Origin of the sequence: Chitinophaga rupis, assembly GCF_900109685.1 — a bacterium.
In the GTDB taxonomy this organism is placed as follows: domain Bacteria; phylum Bacteroidota; class Bacteroidia; order Chitinophagales; family Chitinophagaceae; genus Chitinophaga; species Chitinophaga rupis.
Genome location: NZ_FOBB01000004.1, coordinates 109,329 through 136,027, shown reverse-complemented (window position 1 = coordinate 136,027; position 26,699 = coordinate 109,329). Strand labels below are relative to the sequence as shown.

At 48.2% G+C, this 26,699-nt stretch carries 18 protein-coding genes and 1 tRNA gene; 12 read left to right on the top strand and 7 right to left on the bottom strand.

Annotation, left to right across the window (positions count from 1 at the left end):
* Positions 1 to 93: 93 nt before the first annotated feature.
* Complete coding sequence (locus BMZ54_RS17395) at positions 94 to 498, bottom strand: hypothetical protein (protein WP_143081044.1); 405 nt, start codon at positions 496 to 498, stop codon at positions 94 to 96.
* Positions 499 to 700: 202 nt separating this feature from the next.
* Between BMZ54_RS17395 and BMZ54_RS17390 the strand changes: the two genes are divergently transcribed.
* Positions 701 to 931 (top strand): hypothetical protein, encoded by a 231-nt coding sequence (locus BMZ54_RS17390; RefSeq protein WP_089914545.1) that lies wholly within the window; start codon positions 701 to 703, stop codon positions 929 to 931.
* Between the two features lie 3 nt (positions 932 to 934).
* Here BMZ54_RS17390 and ligD read toward each other — a convergent pair whose 3' ends face one another.
* From ligD to BMZ54_RS17370, 3 genes are all read right to left on the bottom strand, one after another.
* Positions 935 to 3,049, bottom strand: coding sequence for a DNA ligase D (gene ligD, locus BMZ54_RS17385; RefSeq protein WP_238386606.1), 2,115 nt, complete (start codon positions 3,047 to 3,049; stop codon positions 935 to 937).
* Positions 3,050 to 3,156: 107 nt separating this feature from the next.
* Positions 3,157 to 4,257 carry a Gfo/Idh/MocA family protein gene (locus BMZ54_RS17375; protein WP_089914536.1) on the bottom strand — a complete coding sequence of 367 codons (1,101 nt, stop codon included), beginning with the start codon at positions 4,255 to 4,257 and terminating at the stop codon, positions 3,157 to 3,159.
* 414 nt (positions 4,258 to 4,671) lie between these two features.
* Positions 4,672 to 5,730, bottom strand: coding sequence for a saccharopine dehydrogenase family protein (locus BMZ54_RS17370; RefSeq protein WP_089914534.1), 1,059 nt, complete (start codon positions 5,728 to 5,730; stop codon positions 4,672 to 4,674).
* A 174-nt stretch (positions 5,731 to 5,904) separates the two neighbouring features.
* Between BMZ54_RS17370 and BMZ54_RS17365 the strand changes: the two genes are divergently transcribed.
* Complete coding sequence (locus BMZ54_RS17365; protein WP_089914532.1) at positions 5,905 to 8,340, top strand: ABC transporter permease; 2,436 nt, start codon at positions 5,905 to 5,907, stop codon at positions 8,338 to 8,340.
* A gap of 89 nt (positions 8,341 to 8,429) precedes the next feature.
* Positions 8,430 to 9,311, top strand: a complete 882-nt coding sequence (gene ygiD / locus BMZ54_RS17360) for a 4,5-DOPA-extradiol-dioxygenase (protein WP_238386605.1) — start codon at positions 8,430 to 8,432, stop codon at positions 9,309 to 9,311.
* Here ygiD and BMZ54_RS17355 read toward each other — a convergent pair.
* Positions 9,308 to 9,616, bottom strand: coding sequence for a hypothetical protein (locus BMZ54_RS17355; RefSeq protein ID WP_089914529.1), 309 nt, complete (start codon positions 9,614 to 9,616; stop codon positions 9,308 to 9,310). The genes ygiD and BMZ54_RS17355 overlap by 4 nt on opposite strands.
* A gap of 214 nt (positions 9,617 to 9,830) precedes the next feature.
* The gene (msrA, locus tag BMZ54_RS17350; protein WP_089914526.1) at positions 9,831 to 10,481 is read right to left on the bottom strand and encodes a peptide-methionine (S)-S-oxide reductase MsrA; all 651 of its coding nucleotides are present in this window, start codon (positions 10,479 to 10,481) and stop codon (positions 9,831 to 9,833) included.
* Between the two features lie 155 nt (positions 10,482 to 10,636).
* Here msrA and BMZ54_RS17345 point away from each other — a divergent pair, with 155 nt between their 5' ends.
* The 9 genes from BMZ54_RS17345 (at position 10,637) to BMZ54_RS17305 (ending at position 25,585) form a co-directional block, all read left to right on the top strand.
* Positions 10,637 to 12,745: an endonuclease MutS2 gene (locus tag BMZ54_RS17345; protein ID WP_089914523.1), complete on the top strand. Its 2,109-nt coding sequence runs from the start codon at positions 10,637 to 10,639 to the stop codon at positions 12,743 to 12,745.
* Between the two features lie 205 nt (positions 12,746 to 12,950).
* Positions 12,951 to 15,326, top strand: coding sequence for an ABC transporter permease (locus BMZ54_RS17340; RefSeq protein ID WP_089914520.1), 2,376 nt, complete (start codon positions 12,951 to 12,953; stop codon positions 15,324 to 15,326).
* A gap of 447 nt (positions 15,327 to 15,773) precedes the next feature.
* Complete coding sequence (locus tag BMZ54_RS17335) at positions 15,774 to 16,205, top strand: MarR family winged helix-turn-helix transcriptional regulator (protein WP_162277581.1); 432 nt, start codon at positions 15,774 to 15,776, stop codon at positions 16,203 to 16,205.
* 198 nt (positions 16,206 to 16,403) lie between these two features.
* Positions 16,404 to 17,282 carry a helix-turn-helix domain-containing protein gene (locus BMZ54_RS17330; RefSeq protein WP_089914514.1) on the top strand — a complete coding sequence of 293 codons (879 nt, stop codon included), beginning with the start codon at positions 16,404 to 16,406 and terminating at the stop codon, positions 17,280 to 17,282.
* Positions 17,283 to 17,611: 329 nt separating this feature from the next.
* On the top strand, positions 17,612 to 18,793 hold the full coding sequence (locus tag BMZ54_RS17325) for an efflux RND transporter periplasmic adaptor subunit (RefSeq protein WP_143081043.1): 1,182 nt from the start codon (positions 17,612 to 17,614) through the stop codon (positions 18,791 to 18,793).
* A 75-nt stretch (positions 18,794 to 18,868) separates the two neighbouring features.
* Positions 18,869 to 22,033 (top strand): efflux RND transporter permease subunit, encoded by a 3,165-nt coding sequence (locus tag BMZ54_RS17320; protein WP_089914510.1) that lies wholly within the window; start codon positions 18,869 to 18,871, stop codon positions 22,031 to 22,033.
* 87 nt (positions 22,034 to 22,120) lie between these two features.
* Positions 22,121 to 23,533, top strand: a complete 1,413-nt coding sequence (locus tag BMZ54_RS17315; protein WP_089914507.1) for an efflux transporter outer membrane subunit — start codon at positions 22,121 to 22,123, stop codon at positions 23,531 to 23,533.
* Between the two features lie 300 nt (positions 23,534 to 23,833).
* Positions 23,834 to 23,918: transfer RNA gene (locus tag BMZ54_RS17310), tRNA-Ser, on the top strand.
* A 611-nt stretch (positions 23,919 to 24,529) separates the two neighbouring features.
* Complete coding sequence (locus BMZ54_RS17305) at positions 24,530 to 25,585, top strand: DUF6340 family protein (protein WP_238386604.1); 1,056 nt, start codon at positions 24,530 to 24,532, stop codon at positions 25,583 to 25,585.
* A gap of 9 nt (positions 25,586 to 25,594) precedes the next feature.
* Here the strand turns inward: BMZ54_RS17305 and BMZ54_RS17300 are convergent, their stop codons facing one another.
* A complete protein-coding gene (locus BMZ54_RS17300; protein WP_162277579.1) occupies positions 25,595 to 26,689 on the bottom strand; it encodes an efflux RND transporter periplasmic adaptor subunit in 1,095 nt (364 codons plus the stop codon).
* Positions 26,690 to 26,699: the final 10 nt, after the last annotated feature.

Genomic DNA, 26,699 nt, shown 5'->3' with positions numbered 1-26,699 from the left:
ATCAAACAACTGCGGGTATCTGCTGCGTGCATCGTTAATGATCCGTATAAGGTCATAATTATTACAGTACTTATCAAAAAGGTCTGCACGTTTTTATTCAATAAAAATATCTTCCCGGGTAATATCATAGAACAGATTCTGTAACTGATGCACATGCGCCAGCGGCCGCCCATAAGCTACAAACCCGCTGCCCGCTGAATATGCAACCGGTTGAAACGAATAACCATCATCCCGCACATAAATACTATCCTGCCGGTTATATTTATACGCGTAAATATTATGATGCGGGCCATCTTCCTGCAAAAAATTAAAATCCAGCAGGTGATCTGTTTCCAGCTTAATGGGGTGCACATCCTTAAACGGCAATTTATTCCTGGGCAGCAACGTGTTGTGTATATACCCGTCCAGTATGCCTTCCACGCGAAATACCGTCTCTGTCATATTATAATCGTAATACCATACCAGGTTGCCAATACGCACATCCGTACCTTCTATCATATACATACAATTATGCTGCAAGTATAGGTTTATCCTTTGATATTTAATGGGGAAGCAGCCTGTGCCAGCCTGACATTTCAGCCGCCTGTACAAAATAGTGATGGAAATAATGCGGAAAAACATTAGTTTCCAGCTGTATTGAATGTTAGGGGGACAAATCGTGGGTGAGAGCGATCATGCTATCATTGAAAATGTGTATTAAGTGGAAAAAACGTTAACAGGTACTATCGTACTGCACCCGGTATCTGAATTACCGCATGTGCAATTCAAGCGGGGCGATGAATTACTTTCAGCCTTAATTTATTTCGATCAGTTGGATGAAGCCAAAGAGAATATAGGAAGAACGGTGAAGTTCCATTTAATGGACAGGCCGTACGGACCGCATATTATAAGCGATGTAGGATTTGCAAGGATCGTGAGCATGAATGTATAACGGTCACGCATATAGGCTTTGCATTTTTTTTAATGCCTTCTCCATATTAATGCCTTTACCTAAAACCGGTTTAAACAGGTCGCCTTCCTGCTTCAGGCGGTCCATTGCATTATGAATGGTAAAGTCTTTCATTTGCAAACCCTTTTTTACTTCCTCCCAATGCAGCGGCATAGATACGGTGGCGCCGGGCTTAGGCCGCAAGGCATAAGGGGCCGCCAGGGTAGCCTGCGGGCGGTTCTGCAAAAAGTCTATATACATTTTGCGGTTACGGTTGGCCGTGGCCCTTTCAATGGTAGTAAAACCAGGAATAGTTTTTTGCACCAGCTTCGCAATTACCCGGGCAAATTCCTTGGATTGTTCATACGTATATTTAGCGCCTAAGGGTATATAAATATGCAGACCTGTAGAGCCGGAGGTTTTGCAATAGCTGGGCACATCCGCTGCATCCAGTATTTCTTTTGTTACCTGCGCCGCTTCAATTACCTGGTTAAAAGTGGTTTTGTCCGGGTCCAGATCTATCAGGCACCAGTCCGGGTTATCGGGCGTTTGTATGCGGCTGCTCCAGGGGTTCATTTCAATACAGCCTAAAGAGGCAATGTATAACAGGCTGGCTTCATCCGTGCATACCAGGAAATTTTTATCACGGCCATCTGCATCGCTGTGATAGGGAAAGGTGGCAATCCAGTCCGGCACTTTACCGGTAACATCTTTCTGGTAAAAACTTTTGCCGGTAATACCGTTCGGGTGCCGGTTTAAGGATTGTGGCCGGTCTTTCATATAGGGCAGCATATACGGCGCTACCTGGTAGTAATAATTCAGCATATCCCGTTTGGTGATCTTTTCCTTTGGCCAGAACAGCTTATCCAGGTTAGTGAATTTAAGCGCATGCCCGCCCACCGGCCGCACCTGGGTTTTATCCGTAGGGTTCAGCATGGTTTTGCGCACAGCTTTACCAGCGGGCGTTAGCAGCTTTTGGCCGGTGGCTGTGGCTTTTGTTTTTACCCTGGCTTTGGCCGGTATTTCCTGCTCTTCCACTACCTGGATGGCATCCTTATCCGTACGCATCCCTTCAAAAGAAGGGTGGCGCATTACACCGTCAGATGTCATTTCACGAAAGCTTACCTCGCACACCAGCTGGGGCTTTAACCAGAAGGCCTTCGCCTCCGGTGGGTTGGGCCGGAAGCGGGAGGGTTTGTTAACATCCGGGACCGTGGTGAACGGGCATTTCGCTATTTCCAAAGGTTTGAACTGCTGCAGCAATTGTTTTTGCAGCTTATCATTAAAGCCGGTACCTATTTTACCGGTATACTGCAGCCTACCATTTTCGTACAGCCCTACCAGTAAGGCGCTGAAAGGTTTGCGGGAGTCTTTGTTGCGGGTGTAGCCGCCGATCACTACTTCGTGCCGCTGGCTGGTCTTTATCTTCAGCCAGTCTTTGCTGCGCTGGTTGGGAAAGTACAGGCTATCCGCCCTTTTTGCAATAATGCCTTCCAGTCCCATTTTCTTCACTATCTCAAAAAATTCTGTACCGGAAGTGGCAAAGCTTTCGCTCAGGCGTATAATGTCATTGGTGGGTACCAGCTGTTCCAGTAAAGCCCTGCGTTCAGTAAGCGGCAGGCCGGTAAGGTCGTGGCCATTCAGCCACAGCAGGTCAAACACATAATAGATCAGGGCGCCGTCTGCCTCGCTGCGCCAGCCCTGCAGCAGGCTAAAATCCGCCTTGCCATTATCATCTATCACAATAATTTCCCCATCCACCACGGCTTGTATGCCCCATTCCTGGATGGCTTCATACACCGGGTAGAATTGTTCATTAAAAGATTTATTGTTGCGGGAGCGCAGCTCCATCATGCTTTTGTGCATAAGGGCCAGGGCGCGGTAACCATCCCACTTAATCTCGTATACCCAGCCGGCATCGTCAAAAGGCTGATCAGCCAGCGTAGCCAGCATGGGAGTTATATTGGCAGGGAACGGCTTTTTAGGCGCGCTTTTGGGAGCTGCGGGTATTGTTGACGGCTTCCGTTTTACGGGCGCTTTAGTTTTTATGGGCTTTTTAGTTGCCTTTTTTGCTTTGCTTTTGCTGACGGGCCTGGCAGCGGCAGTTGTACTACGCGGCATGTGTTCCTTTTTATAAAAAGGAGCCTAAAATACGTGCCGGGTTTTGCAATAGCGGCTGAATACCCCTATAGTTTTTAGGCTAAACTGGATCACGACATCTAGTATAGCTATATCATCACCCTTTTACCACTACTGGCCGAGCGGTAAATGGCCTCCACAATACGAATATCCCGCAGGCCTTCTTCACCGGGTACCTGCATGGCCTTTTTCTGCATAATGGATTGTGCATCATCATCCATTTGTTTGGCTTGCTGCCAGGGCACTTCATAAGGGTGGTTTATTTCGCCCAGGGGGCTGCTGCCTCTTACACCGTTATAGCCGGAGTAGGGCGCCAGTTTAATATCCCCTTTTTCGCAGGTAATGTTCATGAAGTTCACATTTTCACCAAAGCTGGTTTTAATATGGGCCAGCACACCACCGGGAAATTCCAGTGTGGCAATGGCGGTTTCATCCAGCCCGTTCTTATAGATCTCCGGCCTTGTGGTGGAGGTTTGTGCAGATACTACGGCGATGGGTTCCATACCACTGCCCAGGCGTGCGCCCTGTATGGCATACACGCCCATATCGTACATAACGCCGCCGCCCATGGCTTTGATCTGTTTCCAGTGGTTGGTGCGGTCGTCGCGGTAACCGGCAGCGCAGTTCACTTCTTTTACCTTGCCCAGCAATTGCTCTTTTATTATGCGGTGGTATTCCTGTGTATTGGGCTCGTGCTGCAGGCGGTAGCCTATCGCCAGCGAGCGTTTATTTTTACGGCAGGCGGTGATCATTTCCTGGCATTCCTTTTCCGTAATGGCCATGGGCTTTTCGCACCACACGTGTTTGCCGGCATTGGCTGCGCGTATCACATATTCTTTGTGCATAGAAGGAGGTAGCACCACATATACCACATCTATATCCGTGTTATTGGCTATCTGGTCAAAGGTTTGGTAATTGTAAATGTTCTTGTCGGGTATGTTGTATTTCTTTTTCCAGGCTTCTGCTTTGGTAGGGGTACCGGTTACAATACCTGCCAGGTAACAGTTCCTGGTTTGCTGCAGGGCAGGGGCCAGCAGATCGGTGCTGTAATATCCCAGGCCTACCAGGGCTACGCCCAGCTTTTCTTTTTTACGGCGGGTGACAGATAACAGTACATTAGGGGAAAGCAGGAGCACGCTGCTGCCTACAGCCAGTGTTTTCAATACATCTCTGCGGGAGGTGGAGGTCATTGCGGTCAGAATTTTACGTGGTTAAGGTTAAACAACTACACGGTTCAGTTGTTATCTATAATGGCATTGCTACATTATGAAGATAATGGATTTTACGGGCACCGGCAACTGGTTTTTAATGGGCATATTTGCAAATATGCAATGCGCAAATGACAAGCTCCGCGTTCATCCATCTGCGCATTAATAATGCGCCCTTCACCTGCACACATACGCGCATTCCCGTGTTACAAATGCTTTTACTACGCTTTAAGTACGCTTTTACCTCATGATACTTCCGTGCTGCTCTCATGCCGCTCCCAGGTTAATCCCATGTCCGGTCCATGTCAATCTCTGATCTTATCCAGGTCAGATCCATCTGCATATCTGCATTACACATCCGCACATCTACACGGGCTAACCCACTCCCCACATCTATTACAACACTTCCCGCTGTACCCTGGGCAGCTCCATCACCAGGTTCTCCCCATAAGCCATAGCCGGTGTCTGATACCCCGCGGTAAAATTTCCCTGTAATATTTTCTGCGTAATGAGTAAGGAGGCATAAGCGGTAAGGTCATAAGCCTCTGGTGTGCGCTGGCGCGCAGTAACCGTTTGCCCGTTGGCGTTGGTAGCCTGGCCCCACATATAACTGGTGGCCTGGGTGCGCATTACATCTCCCGGGCCGGCAGGGCCGCGGTCTATTTTACGTTTAATAATGCTGCGTACAATGGGGCTGCGTAACAGCCAGTTAAAGAGGACCTGTACTTTTAATAACCAATAGGCTATCATTGGCATATTAGTATAGGCGCGTATGTTAGGAATGCCGGTGCTGTAGCCGGCTGTAGCCACATCGCCCCAGGGCAGGCTAAGCACAAATATAGGTTTGCCGCCAAAGCTTACCCACATTGCTTTTTTACCCACCGGCTCACTTACTATATGGCCGTTAAGGCGTGCAGCGCCCGGTTCTCCCAGCTTTTGAACCGTGTTCACAGCAGTGCCGTGTGACAGGCCGCTGCCGCGGATAGTAAATGCCAGCTTCAGGTCCACCGCATCGGGTAACCTGTTCTTCAGGAACAATGCCAGGCAATCGGTGGGCACCACATCAAAACCAGCACCGGGTAATAACATAATACCTGCCTGTTTAGCTGTAGCATCATAGCGGCGGATCATTTCAAAAATATCCAGGTCGCCATTCAGATCCACATAATGGGTGCCGGTTTGCAGGCAGGCTTCCACCATTTGTTTAGCAGTAAAATTATAGGGACCGGCAGCATTCACCACTACCTTTACCTGGCGCAGCGCAGCCAACAGGGCAGGTGTATCATCCAGGTCAATGGCCACATATGGCAAACCCAGCTGGGCAGCTAAGGGGGCTAATGCAGCGGCACGGCGGCCGGCCAGGATTGGTGATAGCCCATATTGTGTAGCATAACGTGCAATTAATTCACCGGTATAGCCGTAGGCGCCATACAGTAGGAAAGTATTGGATTCCATCCAGCCAATGTACGAAAATATGACTATTACTTAAGTAGTTTATGGCCATAAAAATGAACAGTAGTTGTTCAAAAGTGAACAGTTCCTATCATGCTTACAGATGTAATGCATTGAAGCAGAATGGGCTGTTAATATGGCACCTTCTTAGCAGGCCTTTGCGAACATACTTGCCCTATGATCCGTAACCATTTTAAAACAGCCTGGCGTAACCTGATGAAGCACAAAACTTTTTCCTTCATCAATGTAGCCGGCTTAACCATTGGCCTCACCAGCTTTTTGCTGGTATCCCTGTATATTTTTGATGAGCTTACGTTTGACCGCTTCTTCACACACAGCAATAACATTTACCGCATCGTGGAAAGCAGCACCAGCCCGGAAGGTAAAGCTAACCAGGTAGCCTATGTGGGTTACCCGGTATCTGAAAGCGCGGTTGCTCAATTCCCGGAAATACAAAAAGTAGCGCGCTTCAGCTACTGGGGGCGGGTGAACATGGCATCGCCGGATAATGTGCGCGTGATCTACGGCGATTTTATGACCGCCAGCGCCGCCTTTCTGCAGGTGTTTGACTTCCCGTTATTACAGGGCAATCCTGCTACCGCTTTAAATGCACCGCATACCGTAGTGGTTACGGAAACCGGCGCCCGGAAACTGTTTGGCACTACGGATGTATTGGGCAAAACCATCCGCGCCAACCGGGTAGATAGCTTACCTTATCTAATAACGGGCGTATTAAAAGACCTGCCGGTAAATACACAGTTCTCTTTTGATTACGTATTTTCAGAAGCCACCTTAGTAGGCGGCGACAAAGGCAAAAAGGCCCAGGCTAACTGGAACGCCAATGAATTTGTTTCGTTTGTGCTGCTGGATAACAAAGCACACCCGCAAGCCGTGGAAGCTAAGCTGAACCAGCTGGTGGCCGCTAACCGGCAGGCGGATAATAAAAGCGGGCTGCATCTTACATTGCAGCCTTTAAAGAACATTCATTTTTACTCTGATAATATTGAAGGCAACCTGGGTAAAACCGGCAGCCTGGCCTATATGTACGTGTTTTCCATCATTGCATTATTTGTATTGCTGATAGCCTGTATCAATTATATAAATCTTACCACGGCACGCTTTACCAACCGGGCTAAGGAAATTGGCGTACGTAAAGTAACCGGCGCCTCCCGTTACAACCTGGCCGGGCAGTTTATGGCAGAAGCATTGCTGGTTACACTAGTAGGGCTGACCCTGGCCCTGGTATTGGTAAAAGCCTGCCTGCCCGCTTTTAATACCTTTACAGAAAAACAGCTGGCACTGGACAGTAGTACGGATCACCGTATATGGATAGGCGTTATAGGCGCGGCCATTACTGCAGCGCTGCTATCCGGTGTGTACCCAGCTTTTTTCCAGTCGCGTTTAAGGCCGGTATTGCTGCTAAAAAGCAAGCTGCCCGCTGCAAAAGGCAGCATACCGCTGCGCCGCGGACTGGTAGTGTTCCAGTTTGCCCTGTCCATTATTATGATCATTGCTACCATGGTAGTGTACCAGCAAATGAAATATGTAAGCACCAAAGACATGGGCTTTAACAAAACGCAGCTGCTGGTAGTGGATATTAACAGCCGCAAAATAGGTCGCAGCTCAGCCGTTATTAAAAATGAATTTGCCCGGCTGCCGCAGGTGCAGGCCGTATCCGTAAGCTCACGCGTGCCGGGCGAGTGGAAAAGCCTGCCTAAAATAAAAGTAAGGAATGAGCATACCGCAGTAACCGAAGGAAATGATATGTACTACTTAGGAGTGGATGAAAGCTTCCTTACTACCTACCAGATAAAGCTGCTGCAGGGGCGTAATTTCAGGGAAGGCAAAGGTGATTCCCTGTCCGTAATTATAAATGAAACCGCCGCCAGGGAGCTGGGCATCACCACACCCGGGGAGCAGCTGCTGGATATACCTACGGTTAATTTTGGCGAGGCTCCGGAAGAGGTGCGTTTGCAGGTAAAAGTGGTAGGCATTGTAAAAGATTTTAACTTTCAATCCTTACACACGCCCTTAGCCCCCATGGTGCTGGGCTTTACCACCAATCCCATTCACGGCCCCGACTATTTTACCGCCCGCATTGCTGCGGGGAATATGGAAGCTACCATGGCAAAAATGAATGCCATTTTCCGGAGCATAGACCCCGAACATTTATTTGAATACCATTTCCTGGATAAACAATGGGAGCTGTTTTACCGGGAGGATAGGATACGGGAAACCATCTTCCTGCTGGCAGCAGTGCTGGCCATTCTGATCGCCTGCCTGGGCCTGTTTGGATTGGCTACCTATGCCGCAGAGCAGCGGGTAAAGGAAATAGGCATCCGCAAGGTGCTAGGCGCCAGCTCACAGGGCATAGTGGCCATGCTGTCCAAAGACTTCCTGCAGCTGGTATTGATAGCTGCCCTGATAGCTTTTCCCGTGGCCTGGCTGGCTATGGAACGGTGGTTACAGGATTTTGCCTACCGCATTCACCTCAGCTGGTGGACCTTTTTGCTGGCCGGCCTGATTGCCATGCTCATAGCCCTGGTTACTGTAAGCATGAAGGCCGTTAAAGCAGCGGTAGCCAACCCGGTCAAGAGTCTGCGGGCAGAGTAAGCTGCCCTGCTTACCTCCAGGTTAGCTGGTACATTACCCCCGCGTTTTAGGCGTACCTTTGCAGGGTAAAAAACCATAACATTATCCCTTTGAAAAGAAAAGATTTTATAGGGAAATTAATAGGAGGAGCAGCAGCTATGATCTCATTACAATCGTTCAGGAACTTTACTGACGGGCTGAACGAACAGGATACTACCATGCCGGTGTTATTTGTAGGGCATGGTTCCCCCATGAACGGTATTGAAGATAATGCCTTTAGCCAGCGCTGGGCGCAAATGGGGAAAGAGATCCCCACGCCGGCCGCCGTGCTGGTAATATCCGCACACTGGCTCACAAGAGGTACCCATATTACAGCCATGGAACATCCCAAAACCATTCATGATTTTGGCGGTTTTCCACCGGAGCTGCACGCCGTGCAATACCCGGCCCCGGGCAGCCCGGAGCTGGCCGCAGCTACACAGCAGCTGATCACTAAAACGCATGTAGGACTGGATCACGACTGGGGCCTGGACCACGGTACCTGGACCATTGTACGGCACATGTACCCTAACGCCAACATACCCGTGCTGCAGTTAAGCATAGACTACCACCAGCCACCGGCTTACCATTATGAGCTGGCAAAAGAGCTGGCCGCCTTACGCAAAAAAGGCGTATTGATCATGGGCAGCGGTAACATGGTGCATAACCTGCGCATGGCAGCCTGGGATAAAATGGATACCCCGGAGTTTGCCTTTGACTGGTCTGTTGAAATGAATGAATTGTTTAAGAAAAATATAATAGAAGGTAACCACCAGGCGCTGATCCATTATGAACAGTTAAGCAAGTCCGCCAAGCTGGCCATTCCCACACCGGATCACTATTACCCGCTGTTGTACACACTGGGCCTGCAGGGCGCAAAAGATCAGCCTGTGTTCTTTAATGACAAGGTAGTAATGGGGTCTTTTACAATGACTTCTGTGAGGATGGGTTAATGTATCTGGGCCCTGAAATAAAAGTAAATAGCCACAGCAATACTCAGCAGGATGATGCCCACCATCACCAGCCATGTTTTGTTCTTAGGTTGTTTTACAGCATCGCGCAGGCCACGGGTGCGTAATAAGGTTTCCACATCTTCTTTGGCCAGGCGTAAGGATTGTCTGATGCCTGTTTGCTGATTTTTTTCCTTCCAGTAATACTTTATGCCTTCTATCATACCCTTCCGCAGACAAAGATCGATGGTCTTTTCTTCAATGGCGCTGTAGATGCTCCCAGTAGTAGTGGTAGACTGCTCAAGCATAGATTGTTCAGTTTTTTAAAACGTGGTAAGTGGTAACAGCTAATTACCCCGTCAAGTTACTATTTTATTGTTTTATTGACACTGTTTTTAACATTCGGTAACTCTTGATGTATTTTTTTAAATTGTATCTAAATGGGAGTGAGGGCGGCGGGATGGCGGCAAAAAAAAGCCGCTACGCATAAACGTAACGGCCTTAAATTTTTTTTATGCGGGATCAATGTTTCAGCTTATCCTTAAATGCTTTCTTGAATTTCTCCAGCTTAGGTTTTATCACATACGTACAATAAGGCTGTGAACCGTTTTGATTATAATAGTTCTGATGATAATCTTCAGCCGCATAGAAATTAGTTAAGGGCGCAATTTCTGTTACCACCGGCTTATCATAAGCGCCGGATTCCTGCAGCTTTTGTTTGTAATACTCCGCTTTTTTGTGCTGATCTTCATTATGATAAAAAATAACGGAGCGGTACTGCGTACCTACATCATTCCCCTGCCGGTTCAGCTGGGTAGGGTCATGGCTTTGCCAGAAAGCCTGTAACAGCTCCTCATAGCTCACTTTAGAGGGGTCGTAGGTAACCTGTATCACCTCTGCATGGCCGGTGGTGCCGGTGCATACTTCTTCATAGGTAGGGTTGGCCACCGTGCCCCCGGCATAACCGGATTCTACCTTCACTACGCCATCCAGGTATTGGAACTGCGCTTCCGTACACCAGAAACAACCGCCGCCAAAAGTGGCTTTTTCTACCTGGGAAATATTGGATGTGTCCATATCATCGGGAACTTTTTCCGTACCGGTGGGTCCATTTTGGGCGCAGGCAGCCATCGTAACGGCCAGCAAACCACTTAACAAGGCATATCGTAACATAAAAATTTTACTCCAGATACGTAAATTACAACAATAGCGATGCTTAGAACGGCCAAGTTAAGTAACTTTAACATTCTTTTAGATACAACGGGATGGAACAAACCGGCAAAGAGCCAGGTTGTTCCATCTGACAATAAAAAGACGAACGATTTTACATGAGATATTTTCCCGATTCGGCCCTGGTGCAATTGGAGTTCGACAAAATACAGGCTTTATTAAAGGAGCATTGCAAAACGGAGCTGGGCAAACAAATGGCAGAGGAATTACGGCTGCATACACATATTGATTATGTGCGTTCGGCCCTGCAACAGGCGCACGAGTACAAACAGCTTTTATTATTACAGGAATACTTCCCGAACGATCCGGTGCTGAACCTGAAAACAGAACTGCGTTTACTGGGCATACAAGGTGCGGTGTTAAAGGAAGAGCAGCTGATGCAGATCCGCAAGCTGGCAGAGATCATGCACGGTATTTTCCGCTTTTTTGACCACGACCGCCGGATCCAGTACGCTGGTATGTACGAAGTAATTGCCCACACCCATTATGAGAAAAAGATAACGGCGCTGATAGATGAGGTGCTGGATGAGGCCGGGCAGGTGCGCGATAACGCCACCCCGGAACTGGCCAAGATCCGCATGTCGTTATTCCGTAAACGTACGGAGCTGCGCCGCGTGTTTGACCGCATTCTGCAAAAGCTGAACAAACAGGGCTACCTGGCAGATATTGAAGAAGCTTTCCTGAACACCCGCCGCGTGGTGGCTGTTTTTGCAGAGCACAAACGCATGGTAAAAGGCATTTTGCATGGGGAATCCGATACCCGCAAAACCTCCTTCATTGAGCCGGAAGAAACCATTGAGATCAATAACGAGGTGTTTTCCCTGGAAAGGGAAGAGGAGAAGGAAGTATACCGCATATTGCGCAACCTCACCGCTGCCTTAAGCCAGTATGCACCTTTGCTCACCAATTACCACGATATACTGGGCCTGTACGATTTTATACGTGCCAAAGCCCGCCTGGCGCTGGATATGGATGGTAACTTTCCCATGATCACCGCCCACTCGCAGGTGCACCTGGTAGATGCGTACCACCCGCTGCTGTTATTATACAACCGTAAGAACAGCAAGCCTACCATACCCATTAACGTTACCCTGGATAAGGATCAGCACATACTGGTGATCAGCGGCCCTAACGCCGGTGGTAAAACAGTAACGCTGAAAACAGTAGGCCTTATACAGCTCATGCTGCAGGCGGGTTTGCTGGTGCCGGTGCACCCCACCTCACAGCTGGGTATTTTCCGGCAGCTCATGATCCACATCGGCGATACACAGTCGCTGGAATTTGAGCTGAGCACCTACAGCTCCCACCTGAAGAACATGAAGTACTTCATGGAGAACGCTAACGGCAAAACGCTGTTTTTTATAGATGAACTGGGCAGCGGCTCTGATCCCAACCTGGGCGGGGCTTTTGCGGAAGTGATCATGGAAGAGCTGGCGCGCAAGCACTCCTTTGGTATTGTAACCACACACTACCTGAACCTGAAAATAATGGCCAACAAGGTAAAGGGCATTATTAACGGCGCCATGGGGTTTGACGAGCAAAACCTGCTGCCCATGTACAAGCTGATGGTGGGTAAGCCCGGCAGCTCCTACACCTTTTCCATTGCGCAGCGTATAGGCCTGGATCCCGGGCTCATAAACCGCGCCCGCAAGCTGGTGGATGAAGGCCACTTCCGCCTGGACAAGCTGCTGAACAAAGCAGAGCAGGACCTGCAAAAAGTAGAGCAAAAAGAAAAAGACCTGCAAAAGCTGCTCAAGGAGAACGAACGCCTGAAAAAGGAATACGAGATCCTGTCCGACAAAGAACGCCAGAAGCAGGAGCAGGCCGTGTTAAAGCTGCAGAATAAGATCCGCGAAGATGAGCTGCAGTACCTGAAAGATATGGAACGCAAAATGAAGCAGATAGTAGTGGAGTGGAAGCGTACCGATGATAAGCAGAAAGTGCTGAAACAGGCAGAGGCCCTGCTGTTCCGCAAACGCGAAAAACAGATCAACGAAAAACAGGAGAAAAAGATCAATGACAGGTTCCAGGAAATAGGCGGGCAGTGTAAGGTAGGCGACCAGGTAAAGATCATTACCAATAACCAGGTAGGTAAGGTGCTGGAGATCCGCGACAAGCGGGTGATCGTGAAGATCGGCAATTTACCCATGAACGTAAAAATGTCGGACCTGGTGGTGGTGAAGGAAAAGGCAAAGGAAGAAGCATGATTTATGAGCTGTTAGCTATTAGCTATTAGCATTTAGCCAGGCTAACAGCCAATAGCTAGCAGCTAATAGCTTATTTTATAAACGGACATCCCCTGTATCAAAACCGGACAGTTGGCTCGGGACTCAAATATCTAACCAACTGATTCTTAAACACCTTGTTATCTGGCACCTTCTTAGCGTCCTGCCCGGATAAAACAATCTACCCATGATCTCCAACTATCTTAAAATTGCGTGGCGGCAGCTGGTCAATAATAAGGGGTACAGTGCAATTAATATCCTGGGCCTGGCCATGGGCATGGCCGTTACACTGCTGATAGCATTATGGGTATATAAAGAATACACTTACGATAAATTTCTGCCCGACCATGAGCGCATTTACCAGGTACAGCGCAATTTTAACAGCAATGGCGACATACTTACCTTCAACACTACTTCCCTGAAGCTGGCCGATGTGCTCCGCAATACTATCCCTGAAATTGAATACCTGTCAGAAACAGACTGGATGGGCCCTCATGGGCTAATGGCCGGGGAGCAGAAGATGTACCTGCGGGGCGCCGTAGCCGGCAGCGACTTCCTGAAAATATTTAAATTCCCCCTGCTGGAAGGTACGGCTAACGGCGTGTTGAAAGATCCTTTTTCCATCGTGCTCACAGAATCTACCGCCAAAGCATTATTCGGCAATCAAAATGCCGTAGGCAAAATAGTGCGCATAGATAACCAGCATGATCTGAAGGTGACCGGCATTCTCAAAGACCTGCCGGCCAATAGCACCTTTCAGTTTAAATACGTGGTGCCTTTCAGCTATTATGAGCAAACCCTGGATTATGTAAAGGCTGCGCGTACCGGTAACTTTACGGAAAACAGCTTTCAGCAGTTTGTAAAGCTGCGGCCCGGTGTAAACCTGGCAAAGGTGGCCGCCAAAATAAAAGACATTGAAAAAAGCGAGGATAATCCTAATGCCAGGAACTCCGATGTGATCCTGACGCCTTTCCAGGACCAGCATTTATACAGCAAGTATAAGAACGGGAAAGTAGCCGGCGGTTTCATTGAATATGTGCGCATTTTCAGTGTTATCGGAGGTTTGGTATTACTGATAGCCTGTATCAACTTTATAAACCTTACCACGGCACGCTCCGCCAAAAGGGGAAAGGAAGTAGGCATCCGCAAAGCTATTGGCTCACATAGAAATGCCCTCATCCTGCAGTTCCTTACAGAATCTTTCCTGCTTACTTTTTTTGCATTCGTATTGGCGTTGCTGTTAGTACTGCTGGCATTACCCGCTTTTAATGCATTAACCGCCAGCACCATCCGCATACCTTACAGCAGCTTTATTTTCTGGTTGCTGGTAACCGGGGGCGGGATATTAATTGGCTTGCTGGCTGCCAGCCGCCCGGCTTTTCACCTTTCTTCCTTTAACACCGTTAAAACATTAAAAGGGGGGGTGCAGTCCGGCAGGTCTGCGGTGTTTTCCCGGAAAGTACTGGTAATAGTGCAGTTCAGCTGTTCTGTGGCGCTTATTATCAGCACTATTGTGGTATACCGGCAGGTACAATATGCCAAAGACCGGCCGGCAGGTTACGAGGTGGACCAGCTGATGGTCACGAATGTAAATGAAGACCTGTCGCTAAATTATACAGCATTGAAGGATGAGCTGCTGAGAAGCAGGGTCGTGCAATCGGTTACCAGCGCCTCCAGCCCGGCTACCTGGATAGGGTGGCACTCTGACCTGGACAGCTGGCCGGGTAAAAATGCCGGGGAGACGGTAGAAATGGGCATGATAGAAGTAGCTGCCGACTATTTTAAGACCATGGGCATGCAGCTGAAAAGCGGGCGGGATTTTACCGGTTATTATCCTTCTGATTCGCTGGATGTGCTGCTAAATGAGGCCGCGGTAAAAAGGCTGCGCTTAACCGCGCCCCTGAACCAGCTGATCACCTTTAATGATAAAAAGCGCAGGATTATTGGCGTGGTAAAGGATGCTTTAATGGCGTCGCCCTTTACAGCGGCAGATCCTACTATGTTTATGCCCAGCAGTACGCCTAACGATTATATGATGTACCGGCTGGCCGCCGGTGTAAATCCCCATACCGCTGTGGACCAGCTCACTAAGATATTTAACAAGTACAGTCCTGCTTTTCCCTATAAATATGATTTTGCCAATGAACAGTACAACAATATGTTCCAGCAGGAGATGCTTATGGGCAAGCTGTCCGGCATCCTGGCAGTGCTGGCTATTGTGATCTCCTGCCTGGGATTGTTTGGGCTGGCTGCTTATATGGCAGAACAGCGAACCAAGGAAATAGGGGTACGTAAAGTGCTGGGCGCTTCTGTAACCCAGGTATGGCTGTTATTATCCAAGGACTTTATATGGCTGGTAGGTATTAGCTGCTGTATTGCCACGCCGGTGGCGCTGTACTTTTTACAGGGCTGGCTGGAAAAATACGAGTACCGTATTACCATAGGGCCATGGGTATTTATTATTGCCGCCCTGCTGGCGCTCACCATTACTTTAATTACCGTCAGCTTTCAATCTGTTAAGGCGGCTCTGGCCGATCCGGTGAAGAGTTTGAAGGTTGAGTAGGCACCGCCTACTCAACCAACCACGGACCACAGTCCATAGTCCACTGCCTACTGCGTATGGTGGTTATTCCACGGACCACAGCCTGGTACGTATCGCTGTATTTCAATGGCCACATATAATATAACACTGAATTAATATCCCCTTGTACCACCCTGTAAAGGGAAATGCTTATTATTATAAACCCGCAGTCCTTACAGGCGTAGTACGCCATGGACCGTGATCAACCGACGGCTCACGGTAGGTAGTGGACCGTAGACGCTGATGGCGGCAGCCGTCAGCCGTCAACCAGCAACCTGTACCAACCACGGACACTTACAATATGCAGTAGGCAATGGACCATCGGCTATGGACCATGGACGGCTCCGCCGTCGCCCCTCTATACCCTATAAAAGATATCTATATCACCCCCACTTGTTTAGCTGGCTAATTATTTTTACTTTTGGCCCCATGAATAAGATACCGGTGTCAGAAACTGTGAGTTACCTGATCTCAAGGATCGGTAAAGCGCACCGTAACAGGGCTAATGAGCTGCTGTCGTCCCTAAACCTGCATGCAGGGCAGGAGCTGTTGTTGCAGCAGATCTACCAGCAGCAGGGCATTACCCTTAATGAGCTTACCTGCGGCATGTGCGTGTCTGCCGTTACGGTAACCCGTACGGTAGAGCGGCTGGAAAAGAACGGATTCCTCAAAAAGGAGCGCTGTTCATTCGACCAACGTGCTGTAAGAGTGTATCTTACGGAAAAAGGGGTAGCTGCCGTGGAGACAGTGGAACAGAAAATGTGGGAGGTGCTGGAAAGGGAAACCGTGGATAACCTGACCACGGAAGAGCGGATGTTATTAAAGCGGTTATTGATGCAGGTATTGAGCAACTTGTCATAATATGGTTAGCTGGCTAAATACTTATCTTGTATAATTGTCTTGAAGAATTAATTGTAATTATTTAGAAAATTGCTGGAAGGATATTTTAAATTTGTTGGCAGAAGTTATGTGATGGAACTTGTTGTACTGTAACTGTAGTAATCATAGCGTTGCCTTTATATCCTCCACCGGCATTTGATCTGAAAAAACGCCTTTCTGATGAAGAACAATGTGTTAATACCCGTGTATGATATCAGCGCGCAAATGCCTGGAGCATCCGAAATGCCGGGGTTTACTATTGGCCGTTCGCTGAACATGCCCGCAGGAGGGGCGGTACATCCGCACCGGCATGCAGGTTTCACTATTACGTTGCTGTTATCCGGGCAAATGACCCAGTACATAGATTTTGAAAAGTATACCGTTGCCGCACCGGCAGTCATCCTGCTGGCGCCAGACCAGGTACATCAACATGGAAGTGAGGACTCCATCTGTGAATCCGTATATATCCACTTTGATAAAGAATTCCTGATGGCGGAATGCCAGGGTATGCTCAACTGCTGGGCGTGCATCTTTGATAAGCGGGCCATTCCAGTAAAGGCAGCCCAGATGCAGGAGCTCATGAACTTTGCAGGTCTTATCCTCCGGGAATACAGCAGCATGCGACCTATGCGGGACAGCATTATCCGTAACCTGCTGAATGCTTTGATCATGGCTTGCGGCCGGCTGCCGCAGCACAACGTGGCCTACATGCAGCTGGATACGGCTCAAAGCCGCATGGTACGCCAGTTCAATGAGCTGTCTGACCAGCACTTCCGGGATAAAACCCAGGTAGCCAATTATGCAGATATGATGTTCGTTACGCCGGGGCACCTGAACGATACCGTAAAAGCTGCGGTGGGCAGAACCGCTAAACAGGTCATAGATGAAAAACGTATCATGGAAGCCAAACGCCTGCTGTTCTGGGGAGATCATTCTGTTAAGGAAATAGCCTGGCAGCTTAACTTTGAGGATGATGCGTACTTTAACCGTTTCTTTAAAAAACACACCGGGCAAACACCGGTTATGTTTCAGCGGAGTATCCGGGAAAAGTACAATTAATACCGCGATTTGTTAAGCAGGAAACCTAAAGCCTTGTATTACTTTTGTATTGATTTTATAAGCATATGAAAATGATCGTAAACATACCCGCCGCCCTGTTTTGTTAAATTATTTTTTAACAACAGTAACAAAACAACTTGCTGATCCGTATAAGGATACGCCGGCGGGTGAAACCATGTCAGAGCTTACTGCTGGCCAATTCTGTTAAAACTACTACCCGAAGCTGTCACTAAAACAAACAACCTTTTAATTGCTGAAAAGTAAAACAGGCTTTTTTTGTCCCGTTTACTGGAATTCGAACGTCTTTACAATATATAACACTATAACAAATGGAACTATTATTGAAAAAAATGATCACACGCAAGCCACTCGCCTACCTCTCCGGCATTCTGATGCTGGCTGTAGTATTATATAGCTGTGCTTCAAACCAGGCAGCTCCACCGCCGCCACCGCCTCCTCAATTGCCGGTTATGGCAATTACATCAGCGCCGGCTACTACTTACCTGGAATTTCCCGCTTCGCTGGAAGGAAAGGTGAATGTAGATGTGCGCCCGCAGGTATCTGGTTATCTGGAAAAAATATTTGTAGATGAAGGCGCCTATGTAAAAGCAGGCCAGCCTTTGTTTAAAATAAATCCGCAGGTATATGCCGAGCAGCTGAACAGCGCAAATTCAAATGTACTTGCAGCCCAGGCCAATATGGATAGGGCGCAGGTTGAAATGGACCGCCTGGCTCCACTGGTGGCCAACAACGTTGTTTCTGACGTGCAGCTGAAAACAGCCAAAGCAAATTATGAAGCGGCAAAAGCAGCTGTAGCCCAGGCTAAAGCAGCAGTAGGCAGCGCCCGTATCAATGTAGGCTATACCCTGGTGAATGCACCGGTAAGCGGTTACATTGGCCGGATACCTTATAAAATAGGCGCCCTTGTAGGCAACAATGATGCACAGCCACTCACCGTGCTTTCCGACGTACGTGAAATTTACGCCTACTTCTCTATGAGTGAGCCCGATTTCATTGCATTTAAAAACAACTTTCCAGGTAAGACGATTGAAGAGAAATTAAAGCAAGCGCCCCCTGTAGAGCTGATCCTGGCAGACAATACTTCATTTACCGAAAAAGGGAAAATAGAAACCATAGAAGGCCAGTTCAATAAAACCACCGGCGCTATTAGTTTCCGTGCCACGTTTCCCAATGCCGCAGGCATCTTGCGTACCGGTAACACAGGTAAAGTAAGATTAACACAGGAAGTTCCTGCTGCCATTACTATACCGCAGGAAGCCACCTTTGAAATACAGGACAAAGTGTTTGTATACACCGTGGCCGATAGCAATAAAGTAGCGAGCAAGCCTATTACCATTGCCGGAAAAACAGCCAACTACTATTTTGTAAGCGACGGGCTGAAAGCAGGTGAGAAAATAGTTATATCCGGAACCGGTACTTTAAAGGATGGCGCAGTAATTACGCCTCAGCCGGTATCAGCAGATAGTGTGCTCAAGTCAAAACCGTTGTAAGTGGCAGGCTATACTTTAATGTAAAGTATACCATGCAAAAATCGATTTTACTTACAATCAAAAAGTGAACTTATCATGTTAAGAAGATTCATATTAAGGCCGGTACTTTCTACGGTAGTGTCCATAATTCTACTATTGCTGGGCATTATCTCTTATTTTGCCCTGCCTGTTACCTTGTTTCCCGATATCGCCCCGCCCAGCGTAACGGTTACGGCTTCCTACCCCGGCGCCAACGCCGAAGTAGTGGCCCGCTCTGTGGCTAACCCGATAGAGGAAGCAGTGAACGGGGTGGAGAATATGACCTACATGACCTCCAACTCCAGTAACGACGGTAGTATGGTGTTAACGGTCTTTTTCAAACAGGGAACCAATCCCGATATTGCTGCTGTAAACGTGCAGAACCGGGTATCCAAAGCCACCAGCCAGTTACCTACGGAAGTAGTAACAGCAGGCCTCAGCACACAAAAAGTGCAGAACGGTTTCATCATGTTCATGGGTTTGTATAGTGAAGATCCCAAAGAGTACGATGAAAAGTTCCTGCAAAACTATATCAAGATCAATCTTATCCCCCAGATCCAGCGTGTACCGGGTGTAGCACAGGCGCAGATCTTTGGCGCCAAGGATTACTCCATGCGTGTATGGTTAAAACCCGATCGTCTTGCAGCGAATAATCTTTCTCCGCAGGATGTATTGAACGCGATCAGGGATCAGAACATAGAATCGGCTCCGGGCCGTTTGGGTGAAAGCAGCAAGGAAACCTTTGAATTTGTATTAAAATACAAAGGAAAGCTGAACCTGAACGAGGACTATGAGAATATTGTGATAAAGGCGAACAGTGATGGATCCATGCTTCGCCTGAAAGATCTGGCGCGTATAGAATTCGGTTCGCTGAATTACGGCGCTAACAACCTGCTGGACGGAAAACCCGCTGCAGGCTTTGCGATCATTCAAACAGCCGGCTCTAACGCCAGCGAGATCATTGACCAGATAGAGAAGCTGCTGGTACCGTTCAGCGCTTCACTGCCCAAGGGCGTGAAAACGGAAGTTATGTACAACGCCAAGGATTTCCTGGATGCCTCTATTGACCAGGTGCGTGAAACGCTTGTGATCGCATTTATCCTGGTGTTCCTGGTAGTGTTTGTGTTCCTGCAGGATTTCCGTTCTACCCTGATCCCCGCCATAGCAGTGCCGGTGGCCATTATAGGTACGTTCTTCTTCCTGCAGCTGTTTGGGTTTAGTATTAACCTGCTTACCCTGTTCGCTCTGGTGCTGGCCATTGGTATTGTGGTGGATGATGCGATCGTGGTGGTGGAAGCCGTGCATGCCAAAATGGAGCAAACACACTGGCCGGCAAGAAAGGCTACCTTGAAATCAATGGATGAAATATCCGGCGCTATCATATCTATTACCCTTGTAATGATGGCGGTGTTCATACCTGTTGGTTTCATGCAGGGCCCTGCAGGTGTATTCTACCGGCAGTTTGCCTTTACACTGGCCATTGCGATCATGATCTCGGCTATCAACGCTTTGACCCTGAGCCCCGCTTTGTGTGCATTGTTCTTAAAGACCGGAGAAGGTGAGCATGGCAAGAAAACTGGCTTTGGAAGCCGGTTCTTTAATGCCTTTAACGCCGGGTTTAACTCAATGACACACCGGTATATCAAGGGCATCGGCTTTCTGATCCGCCGTAAATGGATTGCCATAACCCTCCTGGTTATTATAACGCTCGGCGCCTTTATACTGGCCCGCAGAGCACCTACAGGATTTATTCCTACGGAAGACCAGAGCTTTGTATTATATGCTTTAAATACGCCTCCGGGCAGCTCAATGGACAGAACGCATAAGTCTACAGAAACGTTGGACCAGATGCTTCGTCAAAACCCGGCAGTACGGCATACCTGGACGGTGGATGGTTTTAACTTCATCAGTAATGCCGCCGCATCTCCTTATGCTGCAGGTTTCATACGCTTAAAAGACAGGCACGAAAGAGGAGCTGTAAAGAATATTGACCAGGTTACAGGAATGATGTATGGACCGGCAAGCCAGCTGAAAGACGCCAGCGCCTTCTTCTTTACCTTCCCTACAGTACAGGGTTTTGGTAACGTGAGCGGCTTTGAGTTCATGCTGCAGGATAGGCTGGGCCGTCCTTTGGACCAGCTGGGCATGAATGCATGGGGTTTTATCGGCGCTTTGATGCAAAGAAAAGAGATCGGTGCGGCCTTTACTACCTTTTCCGCTAACAACCCGCAATACAGAGTAGAAGTAGATAATTTTAAAGCCAAGCAATTAGGCATAGCTATCAGTGACCTGATGCAAACCTTGCAGATCTACTTTGGTAGCAGCTATGTTTCGGATTTCAACCGTTTTGGAAAATACTATCGCGTGGTAGCACAGGCAGATGTGCCTTATCGTAACGACATTCACTCGCTCGATGGTATTTACGTGAAGAATAGCTCAAATGAAATGGTGCCTGTAAAATCAGTCGTTTCGTTAAAACGTGTATATGGCCCGGAAACAGTAACCCGCAACAACATGTTTAATGCGGTTACCATCAACGGTACGCCTAAACCAGGTTATAGTACGGGTGATGCCATTAAAGCCATTGAAGAAACGGCAAAACAGGCGCTTCCGCAAGGTTATGGCTACGAGTGGACAGGATCAACCCGTGAAGAGATCAAGGCGGGCGATCAGCAGATCTACATCTTTATGCTCAGTATAATATTCGTGTACTTCCTGCTGGCAGCTCAGTATGAAAGTTATGTGTTGCCGCTTGCGGTTATCCTGACCATCCCAACAGGTATCCTGGGTGTATTTACCTTCATCGGTTTTGCCGGTCTGGATAATAACATCTATGTACAGATCGGGATGATCATGCTGATAGGGTTGCTGGCCAAGAATGCGATCCTGATCGTAGAATTTGCCGTGCAGCGAAGACGGAATGGTATGGGCCTTCTTGAATCGGCACTGGCCGGGTCAAGAGCAAGGCTTCGTCCGATCTTAATGACTTCATTTGCCTTTATCGTAGGTCTGATCCCCCTGGTATTTGTGCAGAAAGGATCAGCCGTTGGTAACCATTCCATAGGCTATAGCGCCATCGGCGGTATGCTTACCGGTGTAATATTAGGTGTGTTTATTATTCCTGTACTGTATGTTATTTTCCAATACTTACAGGAAAGGATAACAGGCCGCGCCGGCTTAAGGGTCTACGAAGAAGAGATGGAGGAAGAACCAGCCTTGTAGAAATAAGCTTAACGCTAAATGCAGAAGGCTAAACGCTGATTGCATTTTGCGTTCAGCGTTAGGCATTCAGCATAAAATAAATTGTACATGCAAAAGAGAATTTTCATACCAATATTTTTTCTGATAGTTGTAGTGCTGGCAGCCTGCCGGGTGGGTCGTAATTATGAGCGGCCCGCCCTGGTACTGCCGGAGCACTTCAATGGGCAAACGCAGGCGCCTTCAGACAGCAGCATAGCAGGGGTGGAGTGGAAGCAGTTCTTCCAGGACCCGGTGTTACTGCAGCTGATAGACAGTACACTGAAAGGCAACTATGACCTGCAGTACGCATTAAAGAATATAGAAAGTGCACAGGAGTACGTAAAACAGGCCAAAGCGGCCTGGCTGCCCTCTTTAAATTTACAGGCCACAGCCAATACCAGCCATCCTTCCAAGAACAGCTTGAACGGCATTAGCCTGGGCAGCTTCCTGAAGACGGATCATATTGAGGATTATACACTGTCTGCTAACCTTTCCTGGGAGATAGATGTGTGGGGTAAGATCAAACGTCAGAAAGAAGCCGCATTGGCCGAATACCTGAAAAGCTATGAAGGCGCCCGCGCCGTACAAACAGAGCTGGTAGCCAATGTAGCCAACAGCTATTATAACCTGCTGATGCTGGATGAGCAATTGCAGATTGCCCGCCGTAATGTATCCCTGAGTGATTCTATTGTGCAGATGATGCGCCTGCAGAAAACAGCCGGCGATGTAACGGAGCTGGCCGTGCAACAGGCATTATCCCAGCAGCAAACAGCAGCCCTGCTGGTACCGCAGCTGGAACAAGGCATTGCCATACAGGAAAATGCGCTGCAGATCCTGGCCGGCAAACTCCCGGGTACGGTTACACGGAGCGCTAACCTGGAAGAGATCACTTTAGCGAGCTCCCTGAGCACCGGCGTACCGGCAGAGCTGATCAGCAAACGCCCGGACGTGCGTTCTGCAGAAATGGAGCTGGTAGCAGCCAATGCGCAGGTAGGTGTGGCCCAGGCCAGCATGTACCCGGCCCTTACCATTACAGGCACCGGCGGGTTAAACTCCTACAAAGCAGCCAAATGGTTTGACATCAACTCCCTGTTCGGTACTGTAGCCGGCGGAATTACCCAACCGGTATTCAACCGCCGCCAGCTGAAAACGCAGCTGGAAGTAGCCCGCATTCAGCGCGACCAGGCAGCCATCCGTTTCCGCCAGCAGGCGCTGAACGCGATTGGTGAAGTAAGTAATGCCCTGGTAACACTGGATAAGCTGCAAAGCCAGCGCCAGATAGCTAACAACCAGGTACAAACGCTGGATACCGCCATTTCCCAGGCCCGCCTGCTGTTCCGCAGCGGTTTGGCTAACTACCTGGAAGTGATCACCGCACAAAGCAATTCCCTGCAAGCCCAGCTGACCCGTGTGGATATAGTACGGCAGCAGCTGAGCGCCGGAGTGGAATTGTACCGGTCTTTAGGTGGCGGATGGAAGTAGTGAGAGAGTCCATGGTCGATGGACGATGGTCCATAGCATATTGCGCGGGAAGAGTGAGCATGGGATAACAGTGATCCTGAAGGAAATAAACAACAGAATGGACCATGGACTACGGACCATCGACCATGGACTAAGAAATAATTAAACAATAGAAAAGGAAAAAGACACAACAGCAAGGAATCAGGAACGCCGTACGCAGGTACGGCGTTTTTTTTGCCCTGAAATGCCCTGTGGGTGGGAGATAAGGCAGTTTCAGAAAAATAAATTTTTTAAATTAAATTCCTTTTATACTTTTGCGCCGGAGGAATGGCAGAGCGGTCGATTGCGGCAGTCTTGAAAACTGTTGACTGTAACAGGTCCGGGGGTTCGAATCCCTCTTCCTCCGCTCAAATAATTTGCTCATAAGGATCATTCTTATGGGCTTTTTTGTTTTAGGGATAATCACTCTTATGCACTACAGTTTTAGTCAAGATCTTAAACATCTGCAACACCCTGAATGAACAGGAAACACCTGTTTCGCTTGAACTTATAAAACAAAAACCTGCAGGAAGGGACATCGGGAGAAAAACTTTATTGGAGGCATTAGCATATCACAATGGCTTATACCTGTTACATCAGTATAAGCGAAAAAACATATTCCTGAAGGAGTTGAATCACCAGTTTGTAGTAAACTTTGAGGTGTATTTAAAAACAGTCGGGAAGATCAGCCATAATCCCACCATTAAATAGATACAATTCCTGAAAAAAATAACCAACACGGCTATAGCTCATAGATGGTTGGAAAAGCCATTCCAGCATTTTAAATGCTCTTAAACTTATAAAAGAGGTTTTCTAACAACTGATGATTTAGTCAGGATGGAAGGAAAGTATATTGCCATGATGAAGAGGAAATGTATTATATAAATGTAATAGTTGTATGTAAATTTTTTTATATGTAAATTTAGGGTCGATAGCACTAGTTAAACGAGGGACAATCATCATATCAACTACTATCCTATGCCTACAAAAAGATGCATGGAAAACCTGTTTTTCATTGCTTTAGCAGCGGTCACCTGCATTTCCTGCAAATCTACTGAGCTGGTTTACATTAATGTACTGAAACCGGCGCCTGTGACCATACCGGCCTATGTTAAAAGTCCCGGTGTTGTGAACAGGACCACTATTACCCCACAGCATAAGGCGGTAGACGCCGTTGACAAGATATTTAGCCTGGAAGGGGTACAGCTTGACAGGGAAGGGGCACAAAGCAGCGTGAGCGGGCTTACCGACGAACTGCTGAAGAACAACCGTTTCAGCGATGTAAAAGCGCTGGGCGAGCTGGATCTGACCACCAATGCCCCGGGGCTTTTCTCTGCGCCGCTCTCCTGGGAAACCGTAGACAAAATATGCCAGGAACATCATGTGGATGCCCTTTTCTCACTGGAGCTTTTTGACACCGATTCAAAGATCAGCTATGCCGCTGTACCGGTTTCTTTGAAAACACCGCTGGGCAATGTACCGGGCATAGAGCACCAGGCCAGTATGCTTACCACTGTGAAAACAGGGTGGAGGATCTATGACCCCGCCAGCAGGAATATCCTGGATGAATTTCCCGTTGCCAGGGATATTACTTTCTCCGGTAGAGGCATTAACCCAGCGGTAGCCGCTGGCGCACTGATCAACCGCAAAGAGGCGGTAAAGGAAGTGAGCGTACAAGCGGGGCAATCTTATGCCATGCGGATCATCCCATATCAGACAAGGGTGATCAGGGATTACTATGTGAAAGGAACCGACAATTTCAGGACAGCCCGGCGTAAAGCGCAAACCGGCAACTGGGACGGTGCAGCTGAGCTATGGAAGAAAGAAACCACGAACCCTAACAGCACCGTGGCCGGCAGGGCCTGTTATAATATGGCCATCATCTGTGAGATCAACGGGGAGCTGGACCTTGCGATCAAATGGTCACAGAAAGCTTACGAACAATATAACAACCGGCTTGCGCTGAACTATATCCGGTTACTGAAGAACAGGCAGGTCGGCAATGAGCTGCTGAAACAGCAGCAGGCAGAATAATATCTTTTATTATGTCCTGGGAAACTTTGATACAAGCGCTGTTCCTGCCTTTATTTCATCAGTGGCTCTCGTAAGTAATGTATCTCCTACAGATAGATCGCCAAATATTTCTATCTTATCTCCCAGGTTGATACCATTACGAACGTCTACCCATTCCGCCTTGCCATCCTTCAGGCGGATCACAAAACGTTTTTCCAGATTAGTTGCCACAGCAGATGACGGCACCAGGAAAGTAGGTGCATTCCTTCCCAGCTTCAATACAGCATTGGCAAACATGCCTGACTTTAGCTGGTTGTTGCTGTTGGTAAAAAGAAATTCCCATGTTTCAGTTCTGTTAGCCAGATTCAGGGCGCCCGCCTTACGGGACAATTTCGCCTGGTATGTTACATCCGGTTGTGCATCCACCGTAAAGTTAATGACCGGTGTTCCTGTATTGGCAGCCGTATAGGATTCAGGAACGGGAACGCGCAAACGAAGCGTACTTATATTCTCTACTACCAGCAACGGCTTGGGTGTGCCGGCACTCACCAATGTACCAGGATCTACATTTCTTTGCGTTACGATACCACTAAACGGAGCGCGGATAGTCAGGTAGTCTTTTAATTGCGCAAAAGCATTTGTTTTTGACCGGGCTGCATTCAGTGCAGCACTATCTGCCATCATCAGGCTTTTGGCCTTTTCCAGCTCACCTGCGGCCACCGTACCTTCTACCTTTGCAGCATTCACAATCCGTTTATAGGCATCCAGGCTGCCGAGATATCTTGAACGGGCTGTTTGTACATCGGCATTGGCCTGTGCATAGTTAGCTATAGCCTCCGGAGCCTCCAGCACTGCCAGCAGCTGGCCCTTGCTTACCTTATCGCCAATATCTACTTTCAATGTACCCACATACCCACTTACCTTTGCGAAAATTTCCGCCCGTTCCAATGGGATCAATTCCGCAGGAAACGTGATCTGCTTATTGACGGTATCCTTCCGTAGCAAAAAAACAGCCGCCGAATCAGGCCCTTTCTTTGCCGCTTCTTTATTGCCTTTGTTCTGTTGGCAGGCTGTCAATAAAACTGCCAGCGATGCTAACCTTATGATAGAATAAGAAAATCTCATGGTATATTTT

Coding starts and splice junctions, on each gene's coding strand:
- BMZ54_RS17395 (WP_143081044.1), bottom strand. CDS start 498: ATGATAGAAGGTACGGATGTGCGTATTGGCAACCTGGTATGGTATTAC.
- ligD (WP_238386606.1), bottom strand. CDS start 3,049: ATGCCGCGTAGTACAACTGCCGCTGCCAGGCCCGTCAGCAAAAGCAAA.
- BMZ54_RS17375 (WP_089914536.1), bottom strand. CDS start 4,257: ATGACCTCCACCTCCCGCAGAGATGTATTGAAAACACTGGCTGTAGGC.
- BMZ54_RS17370 (WP_089914534.1), bottom strand. CDS start 5,730: ATGGAATCCAATACTTTCCTACTGTATGGCGCCTACGGCTATACCGGT.
- BMZ54_RS17365 (WP_089914532.1), top strand. CDS start 5,905: ATGATCCGTAACCATTTTAAAACAGCCTGGCGTAACCTGATGAAGCAC.
- BMZ54_RS17355 (WP_089914529.1), bottom strand. CDS start 9,616: ATGCTTGAGCAGTCTACCACTACTACTGGGAGCATCTACAGCGCCATT.
- msrA (WP_089914526.1), bottom strand. CDS start 10,481: ATGTTACGATATGCCTTGTTAAGTGGTTTGCTGGCCGTTACGATGGCT.
- BMZ54_RS17345 (WP_089914523.1), top strand. CDS start 10,637: ATGAGATATTTTCCCGATTCGGCCCTGGTGCAATTGGAGTTCGACAAA.
- BMZ54_RS17340 (WP_089914520.1), top strand. CDS start 12,951: ATGATCTCCAACTATCTTAAAATTGCGTGGCGGCAGCTGGTCAATAAT.
- BMZ54_RS17335 (WP_162277581.1), top strand. CDS start 15,774: ATGAATAAGATACCGGTGTCAGAAACTGTGAGTTACCTGATCTCAAGG.
- BMZ54_RS17330 (WP_089914514.1), top strand. CDS start 16,404: ATGAAGAACAATGTGTTAATACCCGTGTATGATATCAGCGCGCAAATG.
- BMZ54_RS17325 (WP_143081043.1), top strand. CDS start 17,612: ATGGAACTATTATTGAAAAAAATGATCACACGCAAGCCACTCGCCTAC.
- BMZ54_RS17320 (WP_089914510.1), top strand. CDS start 18,869: ATGTTAAGAAGATTCATATTAAGGCCGGTACTTTCTACGGTAGTGTCC.
- BMZ54_RS17315 (WP_089914507.1), top strand. CDS start 22,121: ATGCAAAAGAGAATTTTCATACCAATATTTTTTCTGATAGTTGTAGTG.
- BMZ54_RS17305 (WP_238386604.1), top strand. CDS start 24,530: ATGCCTACAAAAAGATGCATGGAAAACCTGTTTTTCATTGCTTTAGCA.
- BMZ54_RS17300 (WP_162277579.1), bottom strand. CDS start 26,689: ATGAGATTTTCTTATTCTATCATAAGGTTAGCATCGCTGGCAGTTTTA.